This is a genomic window from Legionella lytica (genome assembly GCF_023921225.1).
Lineage (GTDB): Bacteria > Pseudomonadota > Gammaproteobacteria > Legionellales > Legionellaceae > Legionella > Legionella lytica.
Map to the genome: position 1 here is coordinate 274,597 of NZ_CP071527.1, position 25,671 is coordinate 300,267.

The window sequence follows — 25,671 nt, forward strand, 5'->3', positions numbered from 1 at the left end:
AAACGATAAAATAGACGAGAAAACGCCTTTATCACAACCGTCATCTCCATCGTTATAATTGTTTTTGAGGAGGTTGTTGAATATTGGATACCGACTTTTGAGACGAGATTATTTTGATGAATAAATTAACGCAGCGTATTAAAAAGTACGAGTCTGTTTCAACACATATGGCTTGTCTAAGCAATGAAACGCTAGGACAGATTTTAAATCAGGCAAAGCCGGTACATGCTGGCATCGGTGGCAAATCAGTCTTTGCTTATATAAACAACATCCCCGTATTTGTGAAAAAAATTCCAATAACCGATAGAGAACAGCTTCCACAAAACCTAATGTCCACGGCCAATATTTTTGATTTGCCTTTATTTTACCAATACGGTGTTGGCTCTGCCGGTTTTGGCGTATGGCGCGAGCTAGCCACACACATTATGACAACCAATTGGGTCATTTTAGCGGAATGCGTTAATTTTCCTCTAATGTATCATTGGCGTATCCTTCCTGGCACCCCAGAGGATTTAAATATTGATCATTGGGGTAATATCGATGAATATACTCAATATTGGGAAAATTCGAGCTCCGTGCGTATGCGCGTACAAGATATTAATAATGCTTCCACTTATGCCGCAGTATTTCTGGAATATGTCCCGCAAAATTTGGAACATTGGTTAGGTAATGAAATAAAACAAGGGGATGAGCGCGCGGAGCGCGCTATTCAATTCGTTGAGCGTAGTCTTAATTCCACAAATCGTTATATGAATGCTCACGGTCTTATTCATTTTGATGCGCATTTTAGAAATATTCTGACCGATGGTGATACCTTATTTTTTACTGACTTTGGCTTGGCTTTATCGGAAAAATTTGCACTAAGCTCTGCTGAAGCTGCGTTTTTAAAACAGCATCGCAATTATGATGAAGCCTGTGCTGCCGTTAATTTACTCCATTGCCTCATCACGTCAATTTTTGGCAAAGAGCACTGGGAAAGAAAGCTGCATGAACTGATTCAAAGTGAGGCAACACAATTGATGCCAATTTTAGCAGCATGTATTAAACGTTATGGTTTAACTGCGTTAATGATGGATGAGTTTTTTCAACAACTGCAAAAAGACAGTAAATTAACGCCTTATCCGGCATCGCGCATCAATGAGTTATTAATGAAGAATGAGTGCTAAAACTAAAGATTTTTGGAAAAAATAATAATAGTCTACAAGACATCAACGTAAGTATCGGCTATCCTGCTAATTGCATTTTATATCAGTAAAAGGAATTTAAGATGAGTAAAGTATTAGTGTTATATTATTCAAGCTACGGGCATGTTGAGACAATGGCTTATGCGGTTGCAGAAGGGGCAAAAGAAGTTCCTGGTGTTGAGGTGGTAGTTAAACGCGTACCTGAAACAATGCCAGACGATGTTGCCAAAAAAGCAGGGGTAAAGCTTGATCAAAAGGCTCCGATTGCAAGCCCATCAGAGTTAGTAGATTATGATGCCATTATTTTTGGCACACCTACTCGTTTCGGTAATATGGCAGCACAAATGCGTAACTTTCTTGATCAAACTGGCAGCTTATGGGTGCAAGGGAAATTAATTGGAAAAATAGGAAGTGTTTTTGTCTCTACTGGCACCGGAGGCGGAAATGAAACAACGATTACTTCTTTTTGGAATACGCTTGCCCATCATGGAATGTTGATAACCGGCGTTCCTTATAGTGAATCGAGTCTGTTTGACCTGAGTGAAATGCGTGGAAGCTCACCTTATGGAGCGGGCACCATTGCGGGCGCCGATGGCAGTCGTACTCCCCTGGAAATCGAAAAGAAAATTGCCAGATCCCAAGGGCGCCATGTTGCTGAACTTAGCAAAAAACTAGCTTAAAGAGATTAAATGTAATCATTGTCTGTGATGGCAATGATTACATCGCTGGATCTTCTGCAATGGTTGTTGAGGTAGCTTGTAAGTGGTATAGGCTATACCTATTTTAATCCAGGAACAGGATATGAGTTTTCTTCCGTGTTAGGCTGGACTTATAACTTTGAAAATAAACAGACCCACACCAAAATGGTGTAGATATGCATTCGGACTTTAGTGCTTCTAAGTTTTTTTCTAGAAAACGCAACTAGGAGCCGTTGGTTATATCTATCAACAATTATTCTGTGATCGGGGGCGTGGCAATTTTGTTGGGTGTTTTAAATCGCGAGTATTTAGTGCCGGGCCACAAATTGGTTATTTAAAAGTATTTAAACGGGTACACGTATTGCTTAATCTCAAAGGTTATAAAGAGTTTAATGCACAGGCTAGAGCATCAGGATGGAATAGTTGGTTAACTCTTTCTATTTCTCCTTTTAATACTAAAGGTTAAGACTTTTAGGAGGAGTTTTTTTATGGAAAAGAATAATGCGCTACATCCTTGGACTGCGCGGTTTGCTGTCGGAATAATCATACTGCTGCTTACCTTCATCGGTCTAATTCTGACCAATATGAAAGCCTCAGGCGCGTGGCGCTTTTGGCAAATCACCACCGTTATCATCGCTTTACTTGCTTTGGGCTTGAGTTTTTACCTTAAACATAAGAATGCTATCTCAACGCCTGCGCTTATTTGGCATGAACTATTGCATTGGTTAGGGCTAATTGGTTCGGTTTATATCATGTCAATTTATGTCGATATAGGTATTATAAGTCCCTTTCTTGGAACATTAGGGGTTATCACACTAATTGCTCAAGCGATTTTTTTGGCCGGTATTTATATTGAGTCGACTTTCCTTTTTATAGGGGTAGTACTTGGTTTATTCGCCATAAGTATTGCGTGGATGGAAACACATATATTTCTTTTCATTGTGCCTATTTTAATTATTGCCATTGTTGCCTTAGGATTTTTCCTACGACGCAAGCATTTAGCTTCAGTAGCTAGTTTGAATAAAGATGAATGAAAAATTAAATAATATAGCCTGGTTGCTCGCAACCAGGTTTTCATTGAACTGCACTACATTAGTACACAAACACGCATTATTTAAACCACAACCCCAAGCTCAAACCAAGAGATAGCCTCTTGCTCCTCATCATAAATGCTCTTAAACCAAGAGGGTATGTGCATAGCAGATGTTGAATGAGTGTCTTGTCTTTCTTGTCTTGGTAAATAGCTATAAAATAATTTCTCTAAAGCCTGATTATCATCAATTAACAGGGTAATTTGATTTACTAGATAATAGGTTTCTCGCGGTTTAATTTTGCTTCCTTGTCCATTTTGATCAAGCCAGCGTAACGACGCTAAGCCAATAAACATAGACCAGGCGCAGAATAAACGATATGGGCGTCCTGTAACTATGGGAATGCTTTTTATATAGGCTAGCGAATGATGGGCATTGATGGCTAAACTCTCGTGTAAATTTGTTCCTGGCGAAACAAAAAAGCGCCCGTTTGCTTCATCATCTATCTTATCTTTTAAGATATTAACTTTTTGTAAAAAAAAGCCAAAATGAAAGGATTGATTTAACAGCTCAGCAGTCCATTTAAAATCAGCAATTACGTAAGTAAAAATTTGTGACAGTAGTTTGCCAACGATTCCTGCAACAAAAAAGCAATACTGATTGGTGGTTGCTAGAGAAGGAAAGATAATTTTGTCTTCAACTGTATAATGATTAAGAAAATGCTGCATCCCATCGATCATTTGCACAATGGTTTTTATCATCGCGTTTTTTATGGGGGCAGGTAATTTATCTTTATCTTCGAGCAAGAGCGGAAGATCGCAAAGTAACAGTTTTTCTTCCGAGGGTAGTTGAGCTGGAAAACGAGCGAGCCATTTAATGAATTGCTCATTAGATGGCTTTTCTATTAGAAATGATTTGAATGTTGCAAATGAGTTATTTTGTGCCTGCATTTCATGCCAGTTTGCATCTTCAATACTATCGACAATACGCAAAAACAAATAACTCAATGCAACCCATTCTTTTGCAGGCGAAGTTAATTGGCTAATACAAAAGCTAAAACTTCTGCTTACACGTTCTAAGTGTTGATAATAAAAAGAAAACTGCCGCATAAAGGTTAACCAACTTGTCCTTCACTTTGCGGCAGATTCTTTCTTATTTTACGGTAACTGTCCTCGATGCTTTTTGCCAACTCATCATAGGAAATATAATTTTTCCACACATGCATGAGTGAAAATAAATAAAGGAATCCAAATTCCAGGTCATTTTCTAAGAGTGTATTACTGTATTTGATAAACTTATCTAGGTTTGAAAATGGTCGTGATATGGGTTTGGATTTAGCTTGCTCCATATCAGCAAACATTTGATCAAAGGCATCTTGCATGTAATGTGGTAGTGGGATATTGCCATCAAATACACGATGGTCAACACTTAGGCCTACAGGCAATATATCTTGGGCTTCAAATTGTTTCGTTGTTTTATTCCAAACCTGTCTCTTTTCTATTTCGGTTAAGGTTAATTTAAAGGTTTCACTGGGAAATAAGGGCGAAATAGCTGCCTGATAGCCCCAATGACCAATGTTACTCAATGAAATAGCCGGTCTTGCAAATAAGAAATCACGATATACTCGCTCATGTCGAGGAGTCAGGAGGCGGTTTACTACCTCATTTAAATAGGGGTGTTCTTTTTGTAAGGCTTGGGTTTTTTTATAACAATAGGTCATGATGCTCATATCATGCTGAATATGTTGCGCTAATTCAGCCATAGTCATTTCATGACAATTTTTAAATTCAATCGCACCCAGCTGATCACTGCCTGGAATTTTTACTGCAAGCGCAACATGACTGTCATGGGAGTTGTACAGTTTATGATTGAAAATATAATTTCTCGCTTGCGGGTTATCAAAACAGGACTTACTTAGTGCTTGCAACATCAGACAAGTGATTGTTTCTGGTTTAAATTTCTTTTCGAAAAAGCAAACGGGGCTAACATTAATGCTAAAAATGGCGGATTCAGTAGGTAATTCGGGATCATTCCATAATGCGGACAGTAGCTTACGCACATTGGTAAGTTCAACTGGCGTATCTTTTTCATAATCATGAGATAGGTTTTTCAGCAATAGGGGCATGCTCTCCATAAACAACTGCCAATGAGCTGAGGGTGTGATGCCTATTTGTTTTAACATGGAATGTTGTTTCTGATTAATATTGTTCATCAACTTCAACGAGCCTTCCTTGCCTAAAAGGATGCCCAGGGTTGTTACGTATTGTTCATGAGCGAATACAGTATTAATTAACTCATCTTCAAAAATGGCTAATTTTTTCTGTAAATATTCTTTATTAGGCAAGCCAATTTGGCGGTATAAATCATATTCATCCATATGCCGGCTTTCATCTGCAAGTACGGCTTCAAAAACAGATGTGGCAATGTTTTTCTCTTTCATGGCAATACATAATTCTTCTACCCAACCTTCGCCGACTAAATTTACTAAAGTTAAGGAAGTTGCTAGATCATCTTCGCCCTCAAGGGAGGAAATAAAATGATTGATGCTCTTTTGATGCCCTAAAGGTAGTGAATAAGGAGCGGACAGCTGGAATGCCAGTTTGGTAAACATCGTCGCATGAAAAATTTCATCCGTAATTTGTTGGCGCATTTGTTGATACAAATCGGTGCCACGGAGTTTCTCAAGCGATCTTATTAGGCCTCTTAAACCAATCGTTTCTAATTGGGCAAATAATGAAAATAAATGAATGTAGATAAGCTTATCATGCTCAAGTTGAAATGGTATTTCATTATAAAATATCTTATCAATTCGATTCTGGATTGTTTCCTTTTCCTCAGCAGTTAGTACAGACCATGCTTTGTTTAAGGCTCTTTCTGCACTCCAAGTTGGTTTTATCAAATCATTTAATTGAGTCATAAATTAATACCAGTCCATTAGTTAGGTAATATGCGCCTACACTCTACCACAGTTGGCGAATTGTAAAAATATATCAAGAGGATAAAAGAAACAGAACCAATTTAGAAGATGTTGTAATCAGGCTGCCCACGCTATCACAAGACAATTGCATTTCCATGTAGTGTTACTTTAAGATGGGTTTTCAGTGAGTTGGAACATGCACTAAGTCTAAGCGGTGTTTTGCTTGGTATATTGCCAAAACAAAGAGTTATTATGACAACATTAGAATGGTTAACGAAACTCATTGCATTTGATACTACGTCTCGTAATTCAAATATGCCGCTAATTGATTATGTGACCAATGGCTTCAATGATATGAACCTTGAGCCGATTTTGATTCCTGATACGAAAGAGCCTAAGGCAAATTTATTAGCTACTTTGCCTGGAAAAAATGGTTGTCGAGAGGGCGGTATCGTCTTGTCAGGCCACACGGATGTAGTTCCTGTCGATGGGCAAGATTGGGCTACAGATCCTTTTAAGGCTACCGTGATTGGCGATAAAGTATATGGGCGTGGCACTTGCGATATGAAGGGTTTTATTGCGGTAGTTATGGCTCTTATTCCTGAATTGAAAGCCCAAAACTTTGCATTTCCTATCCATTTTGCGTTTTCTTATGATGAGGAAATTGGTTGCCTGGGGGCGCCGCATTTAATTGAAAAAATGGTTGCACTTAATTACCAACCTAAAGCGTGTATTGTTGGTGAACCGACGCTTATGTTGCCAGTTATTGGTCATAAGGGAATACGCGTTTATCGGTGCCAAATCCACGGTGTTGCAGCTCATTCGTCGTTGACTAGTCAAGGATGTAATGCAATTGAGCACGCGGCGGGTTTCATTAGCTATCTTCGTTCCATCGCTCAACGTTTTAAAACCGAAGGTACTCAAGACAAAGCTTATGATGTGCCTTATACCACCTTAACGACTAATTTAGTTAAAGGTGGGAATGCTTATAATACGATTCCTAGTTTATGTGAGTTTATTTTTGAGTTTAGAAACTTAGCAGCGGATAATCCTGACGCACTGCATCGCTCTATTTTGGCTTACGTTGCCGAGCAGTTAGTGCCTGGGATGCAAGAAGAGCAAGCAGCTGCTCAAGTTGTGCTTGATACCATTGCGAGTGCCCCAGGCTTAGATACGCCGCCTACGGAAGCCTTGGTTCGTGCTGCCCAAGCAGTGACGAATAGCTCGGAATTATTAAAGGTTGCTTATGCTACTGAGGCAGGGTTATTTCAACAAGCCCACGTCCCTACAATTGTTTGTGGTCCTGGGAGTATCGAACAAGCACATCGCGCAGATGAATTTGTTGCATTAGAGCAATTACAGCGATGCGAGCGCTTTATCATCGATATGCTTCACGCCCCATTTTTATGAAGCTTTAAGTAGAAAAAATTGTAGCCTTGACGCAGCGCAGCATCAAGGCTACACACGTAGCCCGAGTTTACATACCACCATTATTTACGTTTTGGCAAAGCAACATACAATGAGCCAGTATGATTCAACTGATTTGCCTCCACGCCAGCACGGTCTCCCTCACCCTTATAGACGTCAACATGGGCTCCCATAATGGCACCACCGGCATCTTGAGCGACACACCAGGAAGTGGCATTTTTACAGTTATAAATAAAATTCATGCCAATAGGAATCACTTTATGATCTGTTGCACAGGAAGCATGTGCTGTTAGCGAAATATTTTCTGATCCATAAGGCCCGCCATCTTCTTTCGCAAAGAATACATAGCTTTGATCACGATTTCGCAAGTTATCTGCTTTAGCACGGTTTAGAGGGTTATCCAGATATTGGCGAATTTGCTTTTCTGATGCCGCACTTTGCCTAATTTCTTTAGACACATTACAACGTAATTTAGCCTCATCGTGGCACTTAGGATCTTTAGCGCAACGCTCAATGTTATCCAGATTACCACCACAGGTTGGGTCTTGGGCGCATTGGACTATACGGCCTAACATCGTGCGAGGCCTGCCGTTGAAGCCATCATAATTGATATGGAGCAACTTGCCATCAAGTATCAATGAACCAGAGCCTTCAAGCATTAAAAACGCAGGGTCGTTAGGATCTTTAACATAGCCAATGATGTGTTTAGCATTTAATGCCCCATGCTCAATTTCTTCGCGGTCCGGAATAATTGAGTAGGTGCCATTGGCGTTTTTCATACAAAATCCACGTGGTGTTTTGGTTAGTGGATCAACGCCGCAAAGCGGGCCTTTTAATTTAAGCCTTCTGCTCTCAGCCGCTGCATTGACAATACCTGGATTGCCATAAAGTGGATATAAAAATGCACCACCACGTTTGCTACGTGCTTCAACCGCAGCTGGCGCGTAATAAGCGGTAAATTGAAATTCACCTTTTTTAAATCCGGCATGATTTTCTGGCCAGCCATCACTTTTATACCAATCGAATTCAGTTTTGATATTGGTTAAATATTTTTGAAAATCGCCCCGAGCCGCTTTAGCAAATGTGAGCAGTTTTTTATTGGTATTAATGCACCATTCCTGACGGGTAAAGCGATGGCCTGCAATAGTCACTGCCTGATATTCGCCGCGGTATTTGGTACAGTTGGCAATCTGATGATTTAAGGCATCAATAATTTCATTCATATTACCCACAGGATTATCTAGTGGGAGTTCAGAGACAGAAATTTTATGAAATTTAAAGCGCAACACGCCAGGTTCCTTGGCTGCCATTTTCTGTCGGGTGGTAAAGTCTGCGAACCGTCGAACATCCAAGCAACGTTGAATTGGATCGGCGGGTAGGGCTGCTTGAGCAATGATGCTAAACGTCATTAGTGCAATGATGAGAGCTGATTGAAACATGGGTGTCCTTTAGCCTAAATTGGTAATCAAGATTATATAGACTATTGTTCAGTCATCAAAGGCAGGCGTCAAGTTAAATTGGTAGGCCAATCAACATAGAAATAGATCCTGGATTTGAAGCCATACATGAAGATAATTGATGCCATTCATTATATTTAATGATGCTTATAGGTTGTTCGTATAAGATGAGGCTAAGAGATTACATGCTCAGGCCATTCTTCATTCCCAAACAATGGGCCAAAAACGGGGGCATTGCCGGTTTCTCTACCCCAAAAAATAGTCCCAATATCAAAATGCCACCATTCATGTTGATATGAAGTAAATCCTGCATTTTCCATTAAATCTCTCAGGGTATTTCGCTGTTTTTTGATGTTCATTTCTTCCGCAGATAAATTGATTTTTTTGTTAAAATAATCTCGATCAGCTTTGTCACTGCAGTCGTCAAACTCTGTTCCCATATCTAATTCGGTACCTGTAGGCACATGATATAATGTCAGATCTATCGCACCACCACTTAAATGAGGAGGGCAGTATGAATCGCCTATCTGCGATGGAGGTGACATATATTTTTTAGTTTCGCTATAGTTTTCTTCATCGCTCAACGTAGGATTTTTTTTCCTAATTTCATTTCTCATCCACTCAAATAAGGTACATTGTACTTCTCTTGGGCGATACACATCCCAGATAAGGAGGCCATATTCTGCAGGAAGTTGCTCAAGGGCACTTAATATTCGTTGAAGAACGGCCTTTCGCCCATAAATATGAGGAACCACACTAAATCCCAATTCGTAATATTTTGGGCAAACTTTGATTCTCGGATGCGTTTGATTATGTAGTTCGATAGGAGCATAGTCATTATCTGAAAAATATTCGGTCATTCTCTTTAATCCCTTAGTAAAGTCACTGCTCTCAAGGTCTTATTAACTCAAAATCCGTCTCGATTTTGGTATAGGAGTTATATCCTAATCTTGCGATAAGATTAAGTTTATTGGTATCAATTCGTTGATCTGTTGTTAAAATTTCTGGATTAAGGTGGATCCCAATCACTTTACCAATGACCATTCGATTAATTAAGTTCGAGTGCTCTGGCCTAGGTAGTTGAATTGATTCATGATATACACATTCCAAACTAATTGGAGACTCTTTGACTCTATGTGTTTTAACCAGCTCTCCTGGCACATGCTCTATTCCTGCAGCCTCAAATTCATTAGTTTCTCGCGAAAAATCCTGCGAAGTAATATTCATTGCTTCTTTACTGCCATAGCTAACTAGGTTAATGGTAAACTCCATCGTCTCTTCCACATTTTTTAGCGTATCCTTAGCACCTCCATCGCTATGCGAACCAGTTGTCGCAAACATAATCATCGGTGGATCCTCACAGACAATATTAAAATAACTAAAAGGCGATAAATTATGATTGCCCTCAGTATTTTTGGTGCTGATCCAGGCAATAGGCCTGGGCACAATACATGCTTTAAATATTCCTCTAGGTAACTTCTGGGATGTGCGAAAAAACATGATAATGTATTCCTTTTTTAAATCAGGTTGGAATGCTGCGTATTTTGCTATTCGCCAGCCTATCATATGCTTCATATTGGGAACAAGTTATTGGCTTTTGTGATAAATCGATCATTTCAAAAGCCACTGCTCGAATATGAGGTAATTGATAAAGAGGCTGACATTGAGCGTATATAGTAAAGATATTTTATTCACGGATGAGTTCTATCATATACCGTTATTTTGGGGGATATATAGTTCAGGTACTAATCTTGGATAGATAAGCAATAACTGTTTCAATTAATTGGGTCTTAGAGAATACGCCAAATTTCATTTTTATATTGTTTAAATGTTCCTCTACAGTGCGTGATGAAATATTTAGTTGATAGGCAACTTGTTTGGCAGATTTTCCTGTTAAGGTAAGTAATAAACAATCGCATTCTCGATTGGTAAGTGTAATGTTATGTGTTTTTAAAAAATGCGTAGCAAGTTTTTTTTCTTCGATGAGAGAAAATGTTTGTTGAAAACTTTTTTGGGGAGTGGATACGATAGCCTTAAGAAAGGTTTTTCTTTGTTCCTCATGATGAACCGCATGGGTCGTTTCATAGATAGGACAGTCAAGTTCATACTGAACTTGGTAAATACTGGATAGAGTTTTTGAATGACTAATCTGTTCTTTATAGTGTGTAATAAATTTTTGTAATAGGTCAAGATTAGAAAAATAAGATTGATTTATTTCTGGTTTCGGGAAGCGTGTTGCAAAATGATAGTAATTTCGTATGTTGGCAACGTTTTCGATAATAGTGAAGGTATGGAAAACGCCAAAAGCCAAGGATTCCTCTTCCATCATTTTACACATACCATCTAATTGGATCGTATCCCAGGCAATAAAATTATGTTGCTGCCCTAAATCGATGGTATGCAGATCCGCATTATAGTATTCATTTTTCAAATAATGCTCAAAAAAAGTAGGATTAGTACTTGCTGCTGAAAATTGATTATTTTCCGTAAGTTGGGCATGGCCAAAGTAGGTTATATCAAGATGCTGTAAAGGGCTGCAAATATCTTGAATATCTTGAGAATAAGTAAGGGCCGGATGTTTAATAATACTTGATGTCATTGTAAAACCTTAACGCTTAGCACAATAGTTTCGGGCGTGGTCAATAAGCTCTTCTAAAACCACCGCGAAAAATATTTTTTTGCCATCCCATATGTTTTTTGAATCCTTGGGGGCTCGTTGAGGCGCTACAGAGGTAAAAAAATTTTCGATGTAATAGATATTGGACATAGCTTTTTCATGGGTTGGTTTGGCACAAAATTATACACTCGACTTATTGCGTACTCAATACCTCTTGATGGTAATTAGAGCAACGTTATAAGATTAGGGGAGGTAAAAATACGAGGATTCTGAATAAATGATTTCAATGTTTGCTATTCCTAATTGCGATACGGTAAAAAAAGCACGTAGTTTTCTTGAGAAAAATAAAGTTGATTATGAGTTTATCGATTTTAAAAAAACACCTCCCACGCCAGAGCAAATCAAACAATGGAGCGATTTTGCAGGTGAGCTTCCCGTCAATAAACGAGGGACCACATATCGCAAATATAAAGATGATTATGAAATCCTAAGTTTAGAGGGAAAAACCGCATTTATTATCGCCAATGTCTCACTAATCAAAAGGCCTGTTTTAGCAAAAAATGGCAAAATAATTGCATTGGGTTTTGATGAAGAAGTCTACAAGGAATTAATAAAATAGGTATTAGTTGCACGCTTGTGTAATTAAGATAAAGCGCGGAATATTAACCAGGTACCGGCAATGAGGGTTGCCACCCCCGTAATATAAATCATTGCCTTCATGATCTTCGATGGGTTATCCAGTTTACATCGGCCCAAGGTAAGCATTCGCAGTGTGCATTTTCCTATTGAGTAGATTATTGGGTCAATAATTTGCTCAAATATAAAATCATTGAGCAACCACCCGAAAAATTTAAATGGTGCGCGCAGCAAACCGGAAATCAATTCATCTAACATGTTGTGTAAAAAATAGTGCTCTTTTTTTATTTTAACATGAGTGTGCTTTTTTTTCTCCATGCATGCCTAATCAATAATATTATCAATCGTTTACAGATTATTGTAAAATGCCAGCTCAAATTACAGGCTAGCTGTTATGTAGCCTGGTTGCTTGCAACCAGGTTTTCGATAAAAGAAGAATCCTGGTTAGAGCAACCAGGCTACGACAAGGACGAACAACATGCTGCATTTGTGTAAAAAGGCATTACTCTATGTATCGCTTATTTCTGCTGTAACTTATGCCTCGGCCACCTCATTTTCTGGCTTAGTTGGCGTGGACTACCAACCGAATCATTATCCTAATGGAAATTTGCTTAATTACCATGATGTATTTTATGTTGGAACTAATGCCGCGGGTAAAGCCATTACCAACGTCTATGCGGAGCTTTCTCAATTAAAAGCCGCAGGGTTTACCACCGTTCGCTCCTATCAAACCACCGATTATTCTTGGGTAGATATCATCAACCAGGCTAACGCCTTAGGCATGAAAGTAATTTATGAGGCGGTGATCCCGCAACAAGCAGCAGATTCGGCATACACCGGGGGTTGTCCTACAGCCCCTGCGGCGCAAAACTATATTCCTTGTGCCCAGACTGTACTGAGTACAGTAATTAATACAGTGGGAGCCCAAGTGTTCCAAAATACCGTGATTCTGGTATTTGCTGGGCATGAAAATTATTGTGAGGCGGGGAATATAACTGCACCTTGCAATAATCCAACAACCTCAAATGTGGGCTATCTTACTTCTGCGGTAAGTGCGCTGCAAAGTACCTTAACAGCGGCAGGACTCACTACCCCAGTAGGTTCTGCTTTGGTAAGTGGTAATTTAACAACCCCTAGCTCTGCGATTTCGCAAGACATGGTCACTTTAGTTAATAGTTATTCTGCCACTGCCCCCTTGTCTTTTGATCCCTATCCTTTTCAATGGGGGGTAACACCCTCATCTGCGGTGTGGATCCAACCATTAACGACAACACAGTTAAATAACTCATTGGCTTGGGATTATCTGCGTGTTGTTGGTTCAACGAACCCGCCAGCAAATCCAGCAGCACCTACGCAACCTTTTTATACCCCTTTAGGTCGTACACTTTTATCTGCTGAAACCGGTTGGGCAACAAAGGGGAGTACGTCAATTTACGCGTGCAATAGCCCTGGTCCTTGCGCACCATCTGTTGCTAATGCAGTGACTTATTATCGAGCCCTTTATCAACAAGCAAGTGCTAATTTTGTCGTCAGTTCAGGATATCCTATCGGTGTTTTGGCATTTGAGGCCTATGATGAGCCGGTTAAAGGAGTCGCTTCTGCGGAGGGAAATTATGGTCTTTTTGATACCAATTGTACTCAAAAAGCAGCGGGCTTGGTTCCTAAAAATGTGATGGTTACTGACAATGGCTGTAAAGGCTTTTCAGCTGGTGCGTTGCTCACCATAGTTGGTTTTGGTAATCCTTATACACTAATTATCACGCAAACTAACCCCGTTACTGGTAAAAATGCCAACGTGGTTATGGCCAGTACAGGAAACCAAGGTCCTCTAGCAGATGCTCCTTGGCCTGAATACTTGGTATTTCCCGGTGCAAAAATCACTATTAGAGGAAATCCTTCGTGTACCAGTACGGTGCAATCAATTAATGCCGCACAACAAATTACCTTTTCCGGCAAATGCAACTGCCCGAATAATAATGGCAATAACTGTTATTTCTAACCGTTCTATAAATGAAACCGCTGCATGTTATGGCGGTTTCTCTGGAGATTAATGTGAAGCAGCTCAAGTTATGTTTATTGGTTTGGGGGTTAATGAGTTCGTTCGTGTTTGCCGGTACTTTAGGAGAGGTTTCTTCTGCATCTATCAATCAAACGGGACTTTTTATTGGGCTCGGTGGCAGTTATAACTTTGTTCGCTTGAATTCAGATCTACTAGGAACACTTAATGTAACCGGCGGTTTGCCACCATTAGGCGTTTTTGCTGGTAGTAGAGAATCGTTCCACAATAGTGCGCAAGATTTTTCTTTTGAAGCACAAGCGGGTTATTTTAAACAGTTCTCAGGTAGTGAATGGTTGTGGGGGATTGAGTTTTTATACCAATACACTAATTTAAAAATTAGAGCACCGGGTTCAGTACGCGCAATTAATTTAATGGCTCCTACGTTGAATACGACGGACACCGTGAGCTTTGCTGCTATCGAGGCTAAAGTGCATGATACCTTAATGCTGCCAGCTTTTATTGGGCGTTCCTATAAACGCAGTTTTATTTATGTTGGTGTCGGTCCTTCATTATTTAATACTCAGCAAAAAATTGCCGAAATGAGTGACACTGAGTCTGCCTATTATTTGGGTACTTTGGATGGCATTTCGAAAAGCAAATGGATATGGGGAGGGGCGGTACAGGCGGGTATGGCTTATTATGTTAATTCTACTTGGTTCTTTAAGTTAAATTATACCTGCGCGTTCACCGGTAATTATGCAATAAACAAAACCATTTCATTCGCGCCAGAAATGAACCAGGGATTTAATTCCGGCACCTTGACTTTTCATAGCCGACAAAGCCTTGTTGGCCAAGAAGTTGCGCTGTCACTTAATAAAGTATTTGCATTGTGAGTGGGGCTTGCTGAATTTTTTCCGGATTATGGTGGATGTCATAATCCGGTATTAGACTGTTTTTTACATGGAGAATTCGGTTTGTGCCACAGAAGGATTATCAGTGGGGGCAACTACCGTAATCGCTGCAGGGCCTTCTGGTAAGGCAAAGAAACCTGACTCGCTTGTTTTTGAGGACGACGCTTTATTGTTCTCTTCACGTAGCGTTTTTAGTTGCTTATGCAGTGCTTTAAATTGAGCGCACAATAGCGTTTCTTCTTTTAGTAATATCGCTTCATCTTTTGTAGGCAACATCGCTTTATTCATTGTTTTAATACAGTCAGTATTACGCACTAAACCATCAAAATCTAAACCATAGCCGATAATAAATGCCTCTTCTGAAACCGTAAATCCAACGAAGTCTGGCTCTATGCGTCTACCTTTTTGCTTTTTATCAACAAGAACCATTAATTGTACTTGTTTCGCACATTCTTCATTTTCAAAATGCTTCTTTATCGCATCTGCTGTTTTACCTGTATCACAAACATCATCAGCAACGATAACTAAGCGGTTAGTTAAAATACCCTTGGGTTGGGTAAAACGTAAGTTTCCAGACTGCATGCCTTCATAACTGGTTGTTTGCATTGTTGAGTATTGGAAACGGTAATCGCGTTTGGTCAATTCGGAGTAGAGTGCAGCAAAGAAGGGGTGTGCTCCATCCATTAAGCCAACTAAAATAGGGAATGCATCAGGATGTTGGGTTATTAGTTGATCTGCAAGTCGCTCTACAGCCTGTTGAATATTTTCTTTTGAAAGAGGAACACCATTAATATCTTCGCATACATCCGAATTGCCCCAAAAACGGGATTCGAGAGTCTTTTTTAACTCGGTGAGTTTATCTAATTTTGTTTGAGTTTCCTTTAATTGTTCTTGAATTTCCTGCTCTGTAACCATAACAACATCCTATTTAATATAAAGTACAGTTAAAAACTATTGGCAAGGGTTAATAAATAAATTGCCAAAATGCCCTGTAATCAAGTAACTTAGAGCCTAAATAATTCTTAATGCATGTATAAAACATTAGTCAAAAAGGCGCGCTATTCTCCGTAATTTGCAATAAAAATACAAGAGTAATATTACGTCTGTAAAAGCACAGAAATGTCCGCAAGCTCTTGTTAAGAATGTTTAAATATGCATGAATAGAGAGTAAAGATAATTAAATAATGACGAATGGATTAACTACTGTATGAAAATCAAATTATTTGAGATTTTAAAGCTAAAGAATAGCTTATATGGATTTTGTGCCCTGCTGTTTTCTGTGAATTGCTGGGCGGTAAATGCAGACGTAGCACTGACTAAAAAAATTAAGGAAATCGAGAAAAAATCTCATTTAGTTATGGGGATCACGGCCATTCACATCGAGAAAAATCAAATGATTACGCATAATAGTAATCAGCGTTTTTTCATGGCCAGTACCATTAAATTACCCATCGCCTTGGCTTTTTTACATCTCGTGGATGAAAAAAAAGAATCATTAAGTCGTATGATTAAACTGAACTCAAAAAACGCGGTCCCAGGCTCAGGCTATTTACATCATATGTTTGAAAAGAAACAAATTAATATTTCTTTACAACAAATACTTAAATATACCTTGATCAACAGTGACAACAGTGCCAGTGATTCGTTATTAAAAGCGGCTAAAGGGCCTGAGGCAGTGAAAAAACGTATGGCGGCTCTAGGTTTTAAAGACATCCATGTTAATCGCTCGATCATGGAAATGTTTGTCGATACCAATCACGTAGACCATGCTTTATTAAAAAAACGCCCACCTGTATTAACTTGGGAACGTGCTTTTGCTCGTGTTTCTCTTAAAGATAAACAGAAGGCTTGGCAGCGGTTTCAAAAAGATACTCGTGATACAACGACTCCAAACGATATGGCTAAGCTGCTGGTGAAGGTTTATAAAAAACAAGCGCTATCAGAGTCCAGTACTCAGTTGCTTATGAAGATTATGGAACAATGTCGAACCGGTAGAAGTCGCATAAGAGGCTTGTTACCCCCTGGGGTTAAAGTGGCACATAAAACAGGCACTTGGTCTATCTATGAACCCAAATATTTAAATTATTCGGGCTCAAAGAAATTGTATCGTTTTGTGAGTGATGTTGGGATTATTACTTTACCTCATAATAAAGGGCATATTGCAATCGCGGTTTATGTTAAATCCCAATCTGCGAGTGATTACCCACGAAGCCGTGCTATCGCTTTAGCAAGCCGAGCTATTTATGATCATTTTATGAAGTCTTAGAGGTGTTACACTTCGCCTCAATGTGTTTCATTTTTATGTCCCGCAGCTTGTCTGCGGGATCTCGTAATTTAGTACAATACATCCAGCTCCCACTCTATGGCTGTGAACCACTCGGATTCGGTTTATCCGGTTCTGATTCTAAATCGGGCGATTCATCATCTGGATAAAATATCTCATATCCATCTGGCCCTGGTTTGCTTCTAATTGATTGTGCCGGGGTCGTCGAGGGGGTAAAGAAGGATGAAGACGCGTTGCTGGCAGATGTCTGCGGGGTACTATCGGCCATCTCCACATAGGTAAAGGCTTCGGCTAATAATTGGCTTAATTGTTGGGCTGAATGGCTGACCACGGCTTCTATCTCTTGCGAAAGTTCCTGAGAACACAGGAGTGTTAATGCTTCTATAGGGGTTAAGCGTTTTGTATAATCTGGATTTAACAAGCCTAACAAGGCTTCTATAACTTCCTCCGTATATCCTAGTTCATGTAGTTTATTATCTAACTCAAGATGAAAATTTTGATACGCTACCAATCGTGTTGCATGAGGGTGCGAATCTTTCATCGGTAGTTGTAACAATGATTGTACTAGCTCATGAAGATCTGGATCAATGAATGGTGCGATAGTAAAGCCAAGTTTCCATGAGTCAACTAATTTAATTCGATCTTCTTCGGTATAGCTTGCAGGAATAGGAGTATAGGTGGTATCCGTAGGTAAACGTTTTATAAATTCAGGAGGATTGTACATTACATCGCCATTGGGATAGGCTTGTATTTTACCTTGGGCATTATAAATTACTGCAGAACCAAAATCAGCCACAACTACTTCATATTGAGAGGTGATGAGTATGTTTTCGGGTTTTAAATCACGGTGATAGATATGGTGTTCATGAAGATCGGCGAAAGTTTTGGCCAGTATTAAGAGAAGGTGAGGAACCAACTTTTTATTTGTGTCCCCAGAGTTAAAAGCAATTTTTTCAATGAAGTTATTGCCATCTCCGCGACTGGCCAGAGGGAAAATTTGGTATATAGTTTCTTCATTCTTGCTGCTTACGGTTCGGATCATATCAATAGCACTCAATGTTCCTTTAATCTGGTGCTGTTGAATTGCTTCGTGTATTTCTTGTTCTATCTCCAATTTATCCAAATCTGCGGAAGTTAATTTTGCTTTCGCTTTAGATGGTTTTATTTTTTTTACTACCAGAAATAAACCTGAGGCTTCATCTTGAGCCAGTCGCACTGTACCGAAAGATCCCTTTCCTAATATGATTTTATTGATGCTCTTTCCTTCTTTTTTTATGCTTTCTTGCTGAGCAAAATGCTTGTACTCATCTTCCAGCAAGGTACCCATTAAGGTATAGGAGTGACCACGTGTCGAGTGTAAACTGCTATGAGTTTTTCCCGAGAGTTTTTTATCAGTTCGTTGCCCTAAATTATTATTATTCTTCTCGGTTTTTTCATCAGTCATATCTCCCCCCAAAGGCAACCACCTTAAATTTAGTGATTCACTTAACTTTAAGTATAGAAGGGCTTTATGGTTGTTCAATATTTGAGCTGATTGTTTCTGTCATTGTTGTGCAGAAAGCTATTGCTCAATAGCGTTAATTAGCAAATAATGATCATCTCCATCGGAGATTACCGCCACCCAACGGATATTGATAATGTTTTAGAGTAAATCTATGGCTTAGAGTAAATCTATGGCTTAGAGTAAAGGCTAAAATTTGATCTATGCTTATTCTGGAAGGAGTAAGTATTTATCGTTAAAAGATTACCTATAAAAGGACTTTATACATGAGCACTTCAGATCAAGAACGACAATCCCCCACAGGTAGCTGTATTGCAACAAAATTAACCGCATATGATTTACTAAATAACTCTTTGTTAAATAAAGGTACTGCGTTCACTCAGGAAGAACGAGATATATTTTCTTTGCATGGCTTGTTGCCTCCTCATATCGGTTGTATGGGAGATCAAGAACGTCGCCGATATGCCGTTTTTTCCGAGTTGCCAACCCAATTGGAAAAGTATAGTTTTCTACGCGATCTTCAAGATACGAATGAAACTTTATTTTATTCTTTAATTGCCCATCATATTGAGGAAATGCTTCCTATTGTATACACGCCGACGGTTGGTGAGGGCTGCCAAAAATTTAGTGAAGTATTCCGTAAACCCCGGGGGCTTTTTATTAGTTATCCCAATAGAGATAAGATTGAGCAAATTTTTGCGCATCCGCGTTATGATTCTATTAAATGCATCGTGGTTAGCGATGGGGAGCGCATTTTAGGGCTTGGTGATCAAGGGGCTGGTGGGATGGGAATCCCGATCGGGAAGATGGCCTTATACACCGCTTTAGCGGGCATTCATCCAAAGTATTGTTTACCCATTTTACTTGATGTCGGAACTGATAATGAGGAGCGACTTAATGACCCTTTGTATATTGGTTGGCGAAGCAAGCGTGTACGAGGAGCAGAGTATGATGAATTTGTTGATACCTTTGTTTCTGCAGTAAAACGGCGTTGGCCACATATTTTGTTGCAATGGGAGGATTTTGCAGGGGGCAATGCTGCCAAATTTTTAGCTCATTATCGCAATCAGCTGTGTACTTTTAATGACGATATTCAAGGTACTGCCGCTATGACCACGGGTACTTTATTGTCGGCGATTAATGTCACAGGTATCCCTTTACGTGAGCAACGTGTTGTTTTCTTCGGTTTTGGTGGAACTGGACTGGGAATTGCGCAGTTGATTCGTGCGGCAATGGTTGATGCGGGTTTAACTGAGCAAGAGGCTAGTGAACGTATTTATGCGGTTGATCGTTATGGCCTCTTGGTTGAAGGAGGCAAAGGTCAAAGCCCTTCTCAAGAAACCTTTGTGCGTCAACGCTCGGAAATTGATGGGTGGCAGCTCTCTAATCGCGATGAAATCGGATTGCTTGATGTGGTTCGCAATGTGAAGCCAACCGCTTTGATTGGGGTTTCTACGCAGTTTGGTGCATTTACTGAAGAGATTGTAAGAACCATGGCGCAAAATACAGAGCGCCCTGTTATTTTCCCTCTCTCTAATCCTACGTCGCATTGTGAGGCAACCCCAGAGGATTTATTGCATTGGACTGATGGTCGAGCGTTAATTGGCACCGGAAGCCCTTTTGCTCCCGTTACCTTCAAAGGCAAAGAGTATCATATTGACCAGACGAATAACTCCTATGTTTTCCCTGGTTTAGCTTTGGGAATTATGTCGTCACAGGCAAAACATGTTTCTGATGGCATGATTAAGGCAGCTGCACTGGCACTTGCAGAATGTTCTCCTGCACGCAATGATAAGACGGCAAATCTTTTACCTCCATTATCTGCATTACGTGCGATTAGCTTTGCGGTAGCAAAAGCAGTTGGCAAGCAAGCCATTACTGAAGGGTTGGCTCGCGTTAATGAAGCAGAATTTGAACAAGAGCTTGCTGCAAGCATTTGGGAACCAGTATATCAGCCCTATGTGTTAAGCAAATAATTATAGAGCAGCCCTATGGCCCGACGTTTCTCAAATACGTAGATAGGGGGACTATCGGGCCATGAGCACAACTTACATTATCGTGGTCAAGCGGGGGGTAATTGGGTTTGGTTTAAGGCTAGTTGGTAGAGTCTCAACGAAATCATCAAAACATTGCTGAACCTGCTCAAAGCAAATAACCCATGGACAATGGCCTGCATTGGAGATGAGCTTGTTCATCATATTGGGGCTTTGAAACCGTTCATCATCAAGAAAAATTTGTGGTGGGCAAATAAAATCTTGTTCGCTAGCAATCGTCATGGCTGGGATGGTTTTAGGACTCCACTTGCATGCATAATCAATATAAAAATGTTCCACTGCATAATAGTAGGCTGCATTATTAAATGCAAAAAGAGGGAGCATTTTCTCACCTTCAGAGAGCTCTTCTGCCGTAAAGCAATAATGCTTGTAGGTATGCCAAAACGCCTTATAAGTTTCATTTGACGGATCTAAATGATACTGGCCTGCGGCAGGTACTAGGTCCGGTAAGTCATACTTTTCTTGCATGGCGTTAATGTGTGGGAAAAAGGTATTTTGAGTCGTGGTATTCATTAGCACTAAACCTGACAGCTGTTGTTCCAACTCAGGCATCATCAAGGCAAGCATCCCTGAAAAACTATGAGTAACCAGTATGGGGTTACTAAAGGACTGAAGAAGGTCCATAAGTCCTTCTTTCCAGCATTCTAGGTCCAGTTCTCCATGAGCGGTATTCGTTCCATCTTGAGGGAAGTCTAGAACAAAAATAGCTCCTGGTAGCTGTAATTTGTTACAAAACTCGGTCAAATACTCCGAACCCAAGCCAGGCCCCCCTGGCAAAAAGAGCCAGTTAGGTCCTGAACCTGCGGTAATTTGATTGATTCTATAGCCATAATCAGTGTAGTTCATTGTTACTCTATTTTTTGTTTTGCCAGGCGGCGAAAAACTCTTCAGCACGCTGCTTAATTTGTTCATTGTTGAGATCAACCGTATGGGTCGCAATCATCCAACTGTATCCAAATGGGTCTTTAACTTGACCTACGCGGTCGCCCCAAAACATATCCGTGATAGGCATGGTTACTTGCGCGCCCGCATCGACTGCTTGGCTAAATGCACTATCAACGTCATCCACGTAAACATACATACTTATAGGGGAGTGGCCAAGCGTTTCTGCGCTTTGGGAGCACTGTTCATTACCAGGCATCTCGTCGCCCATCATCATCATCGAGCTGCCAATTTTAAGTTGAGCATGCATTGTACCTTTACCATCAATATTGGGCATAAAACTTATTGTTTCTGCATTAAAAGCCTTTTGGTAAAACTCAATAGCTGCCTTGCAGTTTTTAAACATAAAAGAAGGTGTAAGTGTGTGAAATCCATTTGGAATAGCTTGAGTCATTGTGCTCTCCATACAATATTGACGTAAGTTGGGCGATAAGGATCCCTTAAAAATTTTGATAAATCAACCCCAGGTCTACCTTATTCATCAGGACACCCGGTGTTTCGGGTGATTTTTATACAGATTTAGCTGTTATTTTTCAAAAAGTTAGTGCCTATTTTTGTGCTATATTTTTTTATAAGCATAGGGATAGGAGGTGGCAAATGCATGAATATACAGGCGTATGTACTCGATTTCTTCATGACGATGAGCGTTTTATTTTATCCGATGAGAAGGAAATGCCTTTGGTGATTGAGGCACAGGGTATCAAGACTGCGGCGTTTTTACATCAGTTTTTGGCGGCTAATGCGAGCCAATTAGTAGCAGATATTGCTAAGTATGGCGCGGTGCTCTTTCGTGGTTTTGATATTCACTCAGACCAACAATTTGAAAAGGCAATCACGAGTATTCCTGATTTTCATGGAATAAGCGAAGCGTTTATGTCCGAAAATGGTCGCACGCATGTTGATGATCTAAAATATGTTTTGCATACAAATTCAGTTTATAAAACTGGAGGAACCTTATACCTTGGCGGTTTTCACACAGAAAATTATTATTCTGCAGATGTTCCTAGCTATATTGGTTTTTTTTGCATGGAGCCATCTACTTTAGGTGGGGAAACGGGCATCATTAATACAGAAAAAATCTATCGCCAGCTGTCCGTTGGATTAAAAAATAAATTGGAAGATCATGCCTATTTTGTATCCAAATGGTTAGTCTCGGAGGTTGCTGAACGTTATCACCTTTCGGCAGAAAAAGTAGAAGAAATTTGCGCTTATTTCGATCTCCCTGTCGTGGGTGAAGGAGAAGAACGTTTTGTTCTAATGTATAAACCCAGTGTATTTGAACATCCACTTACCAAAGAAAAAGCCATGCAACTTAATCTTTTTGAATTACCAACCCTTAACGATGAATTGCGCAAACGCTTTATGAATGATTATCAAGGCAAGGCATGGTTTTGGCATCGATTTTTTTGGAAATTACCTAGCCCGGTTTTTCAAGCAATAGAATCCGTTGCTATGGGGGCGATTGCTTTGGCTAAATCACCTAAGAACTCCTATCAGATCGTAAGAAATAAAGCCATTGAGTTTATGGCTAAAAGAAAAACGGACTTATCTGGGTTTGATGAAATAAAGGTAGGAAGTTGTTTTAATGACCAGGAAGTCAAAGAACTCGCTGAATTGATGAGAACTAATTATTCGTCATGCTTATGGAAAAAAGGCGATATTATGCTGATTGATAACCGCAAAGTGATGCATGCCGGGATGCCTGGAATGGGGCCGCGAGTTATTCGCGCCATTATTGGTAATCCCGTGGATATGCACTATACCGTCAAAGAGCCAGGTTGCATACATAGTTCTGAGCGATATACCGATACAATTGGCAGTTGTATGGCTTCCGGAAAAATTAATTCGGTATTTAATCTAAAGGGTCAACCTCCAGTTCTCAATGAACTGGAGGTTCGCTGATAGAACAATTAGGATAGTACTTGAATACTAAAACATGCTGAGGTGGTATTGCTGCCTTTAACTTCGACGTCAATCGGTGGATTTATCGGTAAACCGCTAGCATAAAAGGTTAAGGTGCCTGAAGTATGCGGGGCGATGCTAGCCAGGCCGGTGTCTGGTGATTGGAAAATGTCATAAGAGCTAATAAAGGCCTGATTTGTTGTGACATTTAAAGCCGTTTTATTCGAATTATTGGTAATGGTAAGTGTTCCGGCAAAAGCCGAAGGAGTGAAAACCATCATACACGAACTTGGCACACCGGCAGGACAATTACCCTGTATCTTTTTGGGGCAGGGGCGACTGGCCACTGTTCCATTCTTAATGTTAATCGCATCAATTGATATTTCAACTAGTTCTTGTGCCCAAGCTCCTGTGTTTGTGGCAAAAATCAGGGCCATTAATGCTATTTTTTTGAAAGAGCTCTTATTCATCTATCTGTCCTTAGTTAGGTGTTTGTACGATGCTTTTGTAGCAAAAAGAGAACTGTTGTCGTATCTTACTGAATGGTATCGGTGAAAATAATGATATTAGCAGCAGTTTTAGCAAATGAGCAAGAGCAGGCTAACTGCGGAACTGATATCAAACTATAATAACTAAATATTATTTTACGGACTGTATAAGGAATGAATCATGGGGCTTTTGGTTGATGGGAAATGGCAGGATGTTTGGTATGATACCGATAAAACTAAGGGGGCATTTAAACGCGAGCCTACCCAGTTTCGTTCCGCAATTAGTCATGAGCCCGATGCTCGTTTTCCTGCCGAAAAGGGACGTTATCATTTGTATGTGTCTTTAGCTTGTCCCTGGGCCCATCGCACCTTAATTTTCAGAAAACTCAAAAAGCTCGATGAATACATCGACGTTTCTATTGTCCATCCACATATGCTGGAGAATGGATGGGAGTTTAATACGGGAATGGATGCAACAGGAGACAAACTTTATGGCTTGCGCTATTTATACGAGATTTATCTTAAGGCACACCCTGACTACACTGGGCGGGTTACGGTTCCGGTCTTATGGGATAAAAAAGAACAAACGATTATAAATAATGAATCGGCGGAAATTATTCGCCAATTTAATGAGGCCTTTAATCAACTTACCGGAGACACTCAGGATTTTTACCCCAAACCATTACGCGCAGAAATCGATGCTATGAATGACCGTATTTATAATGGAATTAATAACGGGGTTTATAAATGTGGTTTTGCGACTGCTCAAGAGGCTTATGAGCTTGCCTATCATGAATTATTTACTTTGCTCGAGGAACTGGAGCTGCATTTAGCGAAACACCAATACTTGATTGGGGAGCAATTAACCGAAGCCGATTGGCGCTTTTTTACCACCCTTATACGTTTTGATGCCGTATATTACAGTCATTTTAAAACCAACAAGCAACGTATGAGTGATTACAAAGCAATTCAATCCTACCTAGAGCGTTTGTATTATCATCCAGGGGTACGTGAAACGGTTAATTTTTTACAAATTAAACAACATTATTATTACAGCCATAAGACCATCAACCCAACGCAAATTGTCCCTTTAGGCCCCAAATTGGCTTTTGATTAATGGTGACGGTACTTAAAATAAGGTAGCCTGCTATTGCCATGGCGACTTCCAGGCCTCCTGAGCCGATGGCCAGCATGGCCATAAAGCCAGCGGCACAGGTATGGCTGTCAGAACCGGCGAGTGTTTTTCCAGGGAGACCGAAGTTTTGCATGTGTACCGCATGACTTATTCCATTTCCTGGTCGGCTAAAGTAAAGGCCATAACGCCTGGCTGCGCCTTCAAGGAAAAGATGATCATCAGGATTTTTATTATCTTCTTGAATCAAATTGTGATCGACATATTGCACTGAAACTTCTGCCTTGGTACGTTCTAGTCCGATAGCTTCTAATTCAAGCATAACTAGAGTTCCTGTTACATCTTGGCACAAGGTTTGATCTATTTTTAAGGCGATTTCTTTGCCTGCCTCCATTTTTTCATCCAGCAGGTGAGCATAAATGATCTTTTCAGTAATGTTCAGAGTTTGATCCCTTCCTTGTCATCAATCCATTGGTCAAATATAGCACAG

The 25,671-nt window shown here is 40.0% G+C and carries 25 protein-coding genes; 12 read left to right on the forward strand and 13 right to left on the reverse strand.

Translation table 11 applies throughout. The features are described from left to right. Positions 1-116: 116 nt before the first annotated feature. From J2N86_RS01090 to J2N86_RS01100, 4 genes are all read left to right on the forward strand, one after another. Positions 117-1,166 carry a protein kinase family protein gene (locus tag J2N86_RS01090; RefSeq protein WP_252580364.1) on the forward strand — a complete coding sequence of 350 codons (1,050 nt, stop codon included), beginning with the start codon at positions 117-119 and terminating at the stop codon, positions 1,164-1,166. Positions 1,167-1,267: 101 nt separating this feature from the next. Then, positions 1,268-1,864, forward strand: a complete 597-nt coding sequence (gene wrbA, locus J2N86_RS01095) for an NAD(P)H:quinone oxidoreductase (RefSeq protein WP_252580365.1) — start codon at positions 1,268-1,270, stop codon at positions 1,862-1,864. A 259-nt stretch (positions 1,865-2,123) separates the two neighbouring features. Next, entirely contained in the window at positions 2,124-2,348 is a 225-nt protein-coding gene (locus J2N86_RS16195) for a transporter family protein (protein ID WP_407658978.1), read from the forward strand. Between the two features lie 22 nt (positions 2,349-2,370). Beyond that, positions 2,371-2,916, forward strand: coding sequence for a hypothetical protein (locus tag J2N86_RS01100; protein ID WP_252580366.1), 546 nt, complete (start codon positions 2,371-2,373; stop codon positions 2,914-2,916). Between the two features lie 80 nt (positions 2,917-2,996). On the opposite strand, the gene J2N86_RS01105 is transcribed toward J2N86_RS01100, so the two are convergent. Together J2N86_RS01105 and J2N86_RS01110 are read right to left on the reverse strand one after the other, a co-directional pair. Continuing rightward, positions 2,997-4,022 carry a squalene/phytoene synthase family protein gene (locus J2N86_RS01105; protein ID WP_252580367.1) on the reverse strand — a complete coding sequence of 342 codons (1,026 nt, stop codon included), beginning with the start codon at positions 4,020-4,022 and terminating at the stop codon, positions 2,997-2,999. Between the two features lie 5 nt (positions 4,023-4,027). Further along, entirely contained in the window at positions 4,028-5,830 is a 1,803-nt protein-coding gene (locus J2N86_RS01110; RefSeq protein WP_252580368.1) for a 2-oxo acid dehydrogenase subunit E2, read from the reverse strand. A gap of 252 nt (positions 5,831-6,082) precedes the next feature. On the opposite strand from J2N86_RS01110, the gene argE reads away from it, so the two are divergent. Next, a complete protein-coding gene (argE, locus tag J2N86_RS01115) occupies positions 6,083-7,240 on the forward strand; it encodes an acetylornithine deacetylase (protein ID WP_252580369.1) in 1,158 nt (385 codons plus the stop codon). Positions 7,241-7,320: 80 nt separating this feature from the next. Here argE and J2N86_RS01120 read toward each other — a convergent pair whose 3' ends face one another. From J2N86_RS01120 to J2N86_RS01135, 4 genes are all read right to left on the reverse strand, one after another. Next, positions 7,321-8,697: an MltA domain-containing protein gene (locus J2N86_RS01120; RefSeq protein WP_252580370.1), complete on the reverse strand. Its 1,377-nt coding sequence runs from the start codon at positions 8,695-8,697 to the stop codon at positions 7,321-7,323. A 191-nt stretch (positions 8,698-8,888) separates the two neighbouring features. Continuing rightward, on the reverse strand, positions 8,889-9,575 hold the full coding sequence (locus tag J2N86_RS01125; protein ID WP_252580371.1) for a M15 family metallopeptidase: 687 nt from the start codon (positions 9,573-9,575) through the stop codon (positions 8,889-8,891). 31 nt (positions 9,576-9,606) lie between these two features. Continuing rightward, positions 9,607-10,290 carry a flavin reductase family protein gene (locus J2N86_RS01130; protein ID WP_252580372.1) on the reverse strand — a complete coding sequence of 228 codons (684 nt, stop codon included), beginning with the start codon at positions 10,288-10,290 and terminating at the stop codon, positions 9,607-9,609. 163 nt (positions 10,291-10,453) lie between these two features. Further along, positions 10,454-11,314 carry a helix-turn-helix domain-containing protein gene (locus J2N86_RS01135; RefSeq protein WP_252580373.1) on the reverse strand — a complete coding sequence of 287 codons (861 nt, stop codon included), beginning with the start codon at positions 11,312-11,314 and terminating at the stop codon, positions 10,454-10,456. 295 nt (positions 11,315-11,609) lie between these two features. Between J2N86_RS01135 and J2N86_RS01140 the strand changes: the two genes are divergently transcribed. Beyond that, the gene (locus tag J2N86_RS01140) at positions 11,610-11,951 is read left to right on the forward strand and encodes an arsenate reductase family protein (RefSeq protein WP_252580374.1); all 342 of its coding nucleotides are present in this window, start codon (positions 11,610-11,612) and stop codon (positions 11,949-11,951) included. Positions 11,952-11,974: 23 nt separating this feature from the next. Here J2N86_RS01140 and J2N86_RS01145 read toward each other — a convergent pair whose 3' ends face one another. After that, positions 11,975-12,286 (reverse strand): hypothetical protein, encoded by a 312-nt coding sequence (locus J2N86_RS01145; RefSeq protein WP_252580375.1) that lies wholly within the window; start codon positions 12,284-12,286, stop codon positions 11,975-11,977. Between the two features lie 160 nt (positions 12,287-12,446). Between J2N86_RS01145 and J2N86_RS01150 the strand changes: the two genes are divergently transcribed. Continuing rightward, complete coding sequence (locus J2N86_RS01150; RefSeq protein ID WP_252580376.1) at positions 12,447-13,967, forward strand: glycosyl hydrolase family 17 protein; 1,521 nt, start codon at positions 12,447-12,449, stop codon at positions 13,965-13,967. Between the two features lie 53 nt (positions 13,968-14,020). Then, the gene (locus J2N86_RS01155; RefSeq protein WP_252580377.1) at positions 14,021-14,860 is read left to right on the forward strand and encodes a hypothetical protein; all 840 of its coding nucleotides are present in this window, start codon (positions 14,021-14,023) and stop codon (positions 14,858-14,860) included. A gap of 63 nt (positions 14,861-14,923) precedes the next feature. On the opposite strand, the gene J2N86_RS01160 is transcribed toward J2N86_RS01155, so the two are convergent. Then, complete coding sequence (locus tag J2N86_RS01160; protein ID WP_252580378.1) at positions 14,924-15,793, reverse strand: phosphoribosyltransferase; 870 nt, start codon at positions 15,791-15,793, stop codon at positions 14,924-14,926. A gap of 292 nt (positions 15,794-16,085) precedes the next feature. Between J2N86_RS01160 and bla the strand changes: the two genes are divergently transcribed. Continuing rightward, a complete protein-coding gene (bla, locus tag J2N86_RS01165; RefSeq protein ID WP_252580379.1) occupies positions 16,086-17,144 on the forward strand; it encodes a class A beta-lactamase in 1,059 nt (352 codons plus the stop codon). A gap of 94 nt (positions 17,145-17,238) precedes the next feature. Here the strand turns inward: bla and J2N86_RS01170 are convergent, their stop codons facing one another. Then, positions 17,239-18,606, reverse strand: coding sequence for a protein kinase family protein (locus tag J2N86_RS01170; protein ID WP_252580380.1), 1,368 nt, complete (start codon positions 18,604-18,606; stop codon positions 17,239-17,241). Positions 18,607-18,929: 323 nt separating this feature from the next. On the opposite strand from J2N86_RS01170, the gene J2N86_RS01175 reads away from it, so the two are divergent. Beyond that, positions 18,930-20,639, forward strand: a complete 1,710-nt coding sequence (locus J2N86_RS01175) for an NAD-dependent malic enzyme (protein WP_252580381.1) — start codon at positions 18,930-18,932, stop codon at positions 20,637-20,639. A gap of 72 nt (positions 20,640-20,711) precedes the next feature. On the opposite strand, the gene J2N86_RS01180 is transcribed toward J2N86_RS01175, so the two are convergent. Together J2N86_RS01180 and J2N86_RS01185 are read right to left on the reverse strand one after the other, a co-directional pair. Further along, positions 20,712-21,563, reverse strand: a complete 852-nt coding sequence (locus tag J2N86_RS01180; RefSeq protein ID WP_252580382.1) for an alpha/beta fold hydrolase — start codon at positions 21,561-21,563, stop codon at positions 20,712-20,714. Between the two features lie 7 nt (positions 21,564-21,570). Further along, positions 21,571-22,053 (reverse strand): VOC family protein, encoded by a 483-nt coding sequence (locus J2N86_RS01185; RefSeq protein WP_252580383.1) that lies wholly within the window; start codon positions 22,051-22,053, stop codon positions 21,571-21,573. A gap of 203 nt (positions 22,054-22,256) precedes the next feature. On the opposite strand from J2N86_RS01185, the gene J2N86_RS01190 reads away from it, so the two are divergent. Continuing rightward, entirely contained in the window at positions 22,257-23,561 is a 1,305-nt protein-coding gene (locus J2N86_RS01190; RefSeq protein WP_252580384.1) for a TauD/TfdA family dioxygenase, read from the forward strand. Positions 23,562-23,569: 8 nt separating this feature from the next. Here the strand turns inward: J2N86_RS01190 and J2N86_RS01195 are convergent, their stop codons facing one another. Further along, the gene (locus tag J2N86_RS01195; protein WP_252580385.1) at positions 23,570-24,031 is read right to left on the reverse strand and encodes a hypothetical protein; all 462 of its coding nucleotides are present in this window, start codon (positions 24,029-24,031) and stop codon (positions 23,570-23,572) included. 199 nt (positions 24,032-24,230) lie between these two features. Between J2N86_RS01195 and J2N86_RS01200 the strand changes: the two genes are divergently transcribed. Next, on the forward strand, positions 24,231-25,166 hold the full coding sequence (locus J2N86_RS01200; RefSeq protein WP_252580386.1) for a glutathione S-transferase family protein: 936 nt from the start codon (positions 24,231-24,233) through the stop codon (positions 25,164-25,166). On the opposite strand, the gene J2N86_RS01205 is transcribed toward J2N86_RS01200, so the two are convergent. Continuing rightward, a complete protein-coding gene (locus J2N86_RS01205) occupies positions 25,117-25,575 on the reverse strand; it encodes an aconitase family protein (protein ID WP_252580387.1) in 459 nt (152 codons plus the stop codon). The two genes, J2N86_RS01200 and J2N86_RS01205, sit on opposite strands and share 50 nt — an antisense overlap. Between the last annotated feature and the right edge of the window lie 96 nt (positions 25,576-25,671).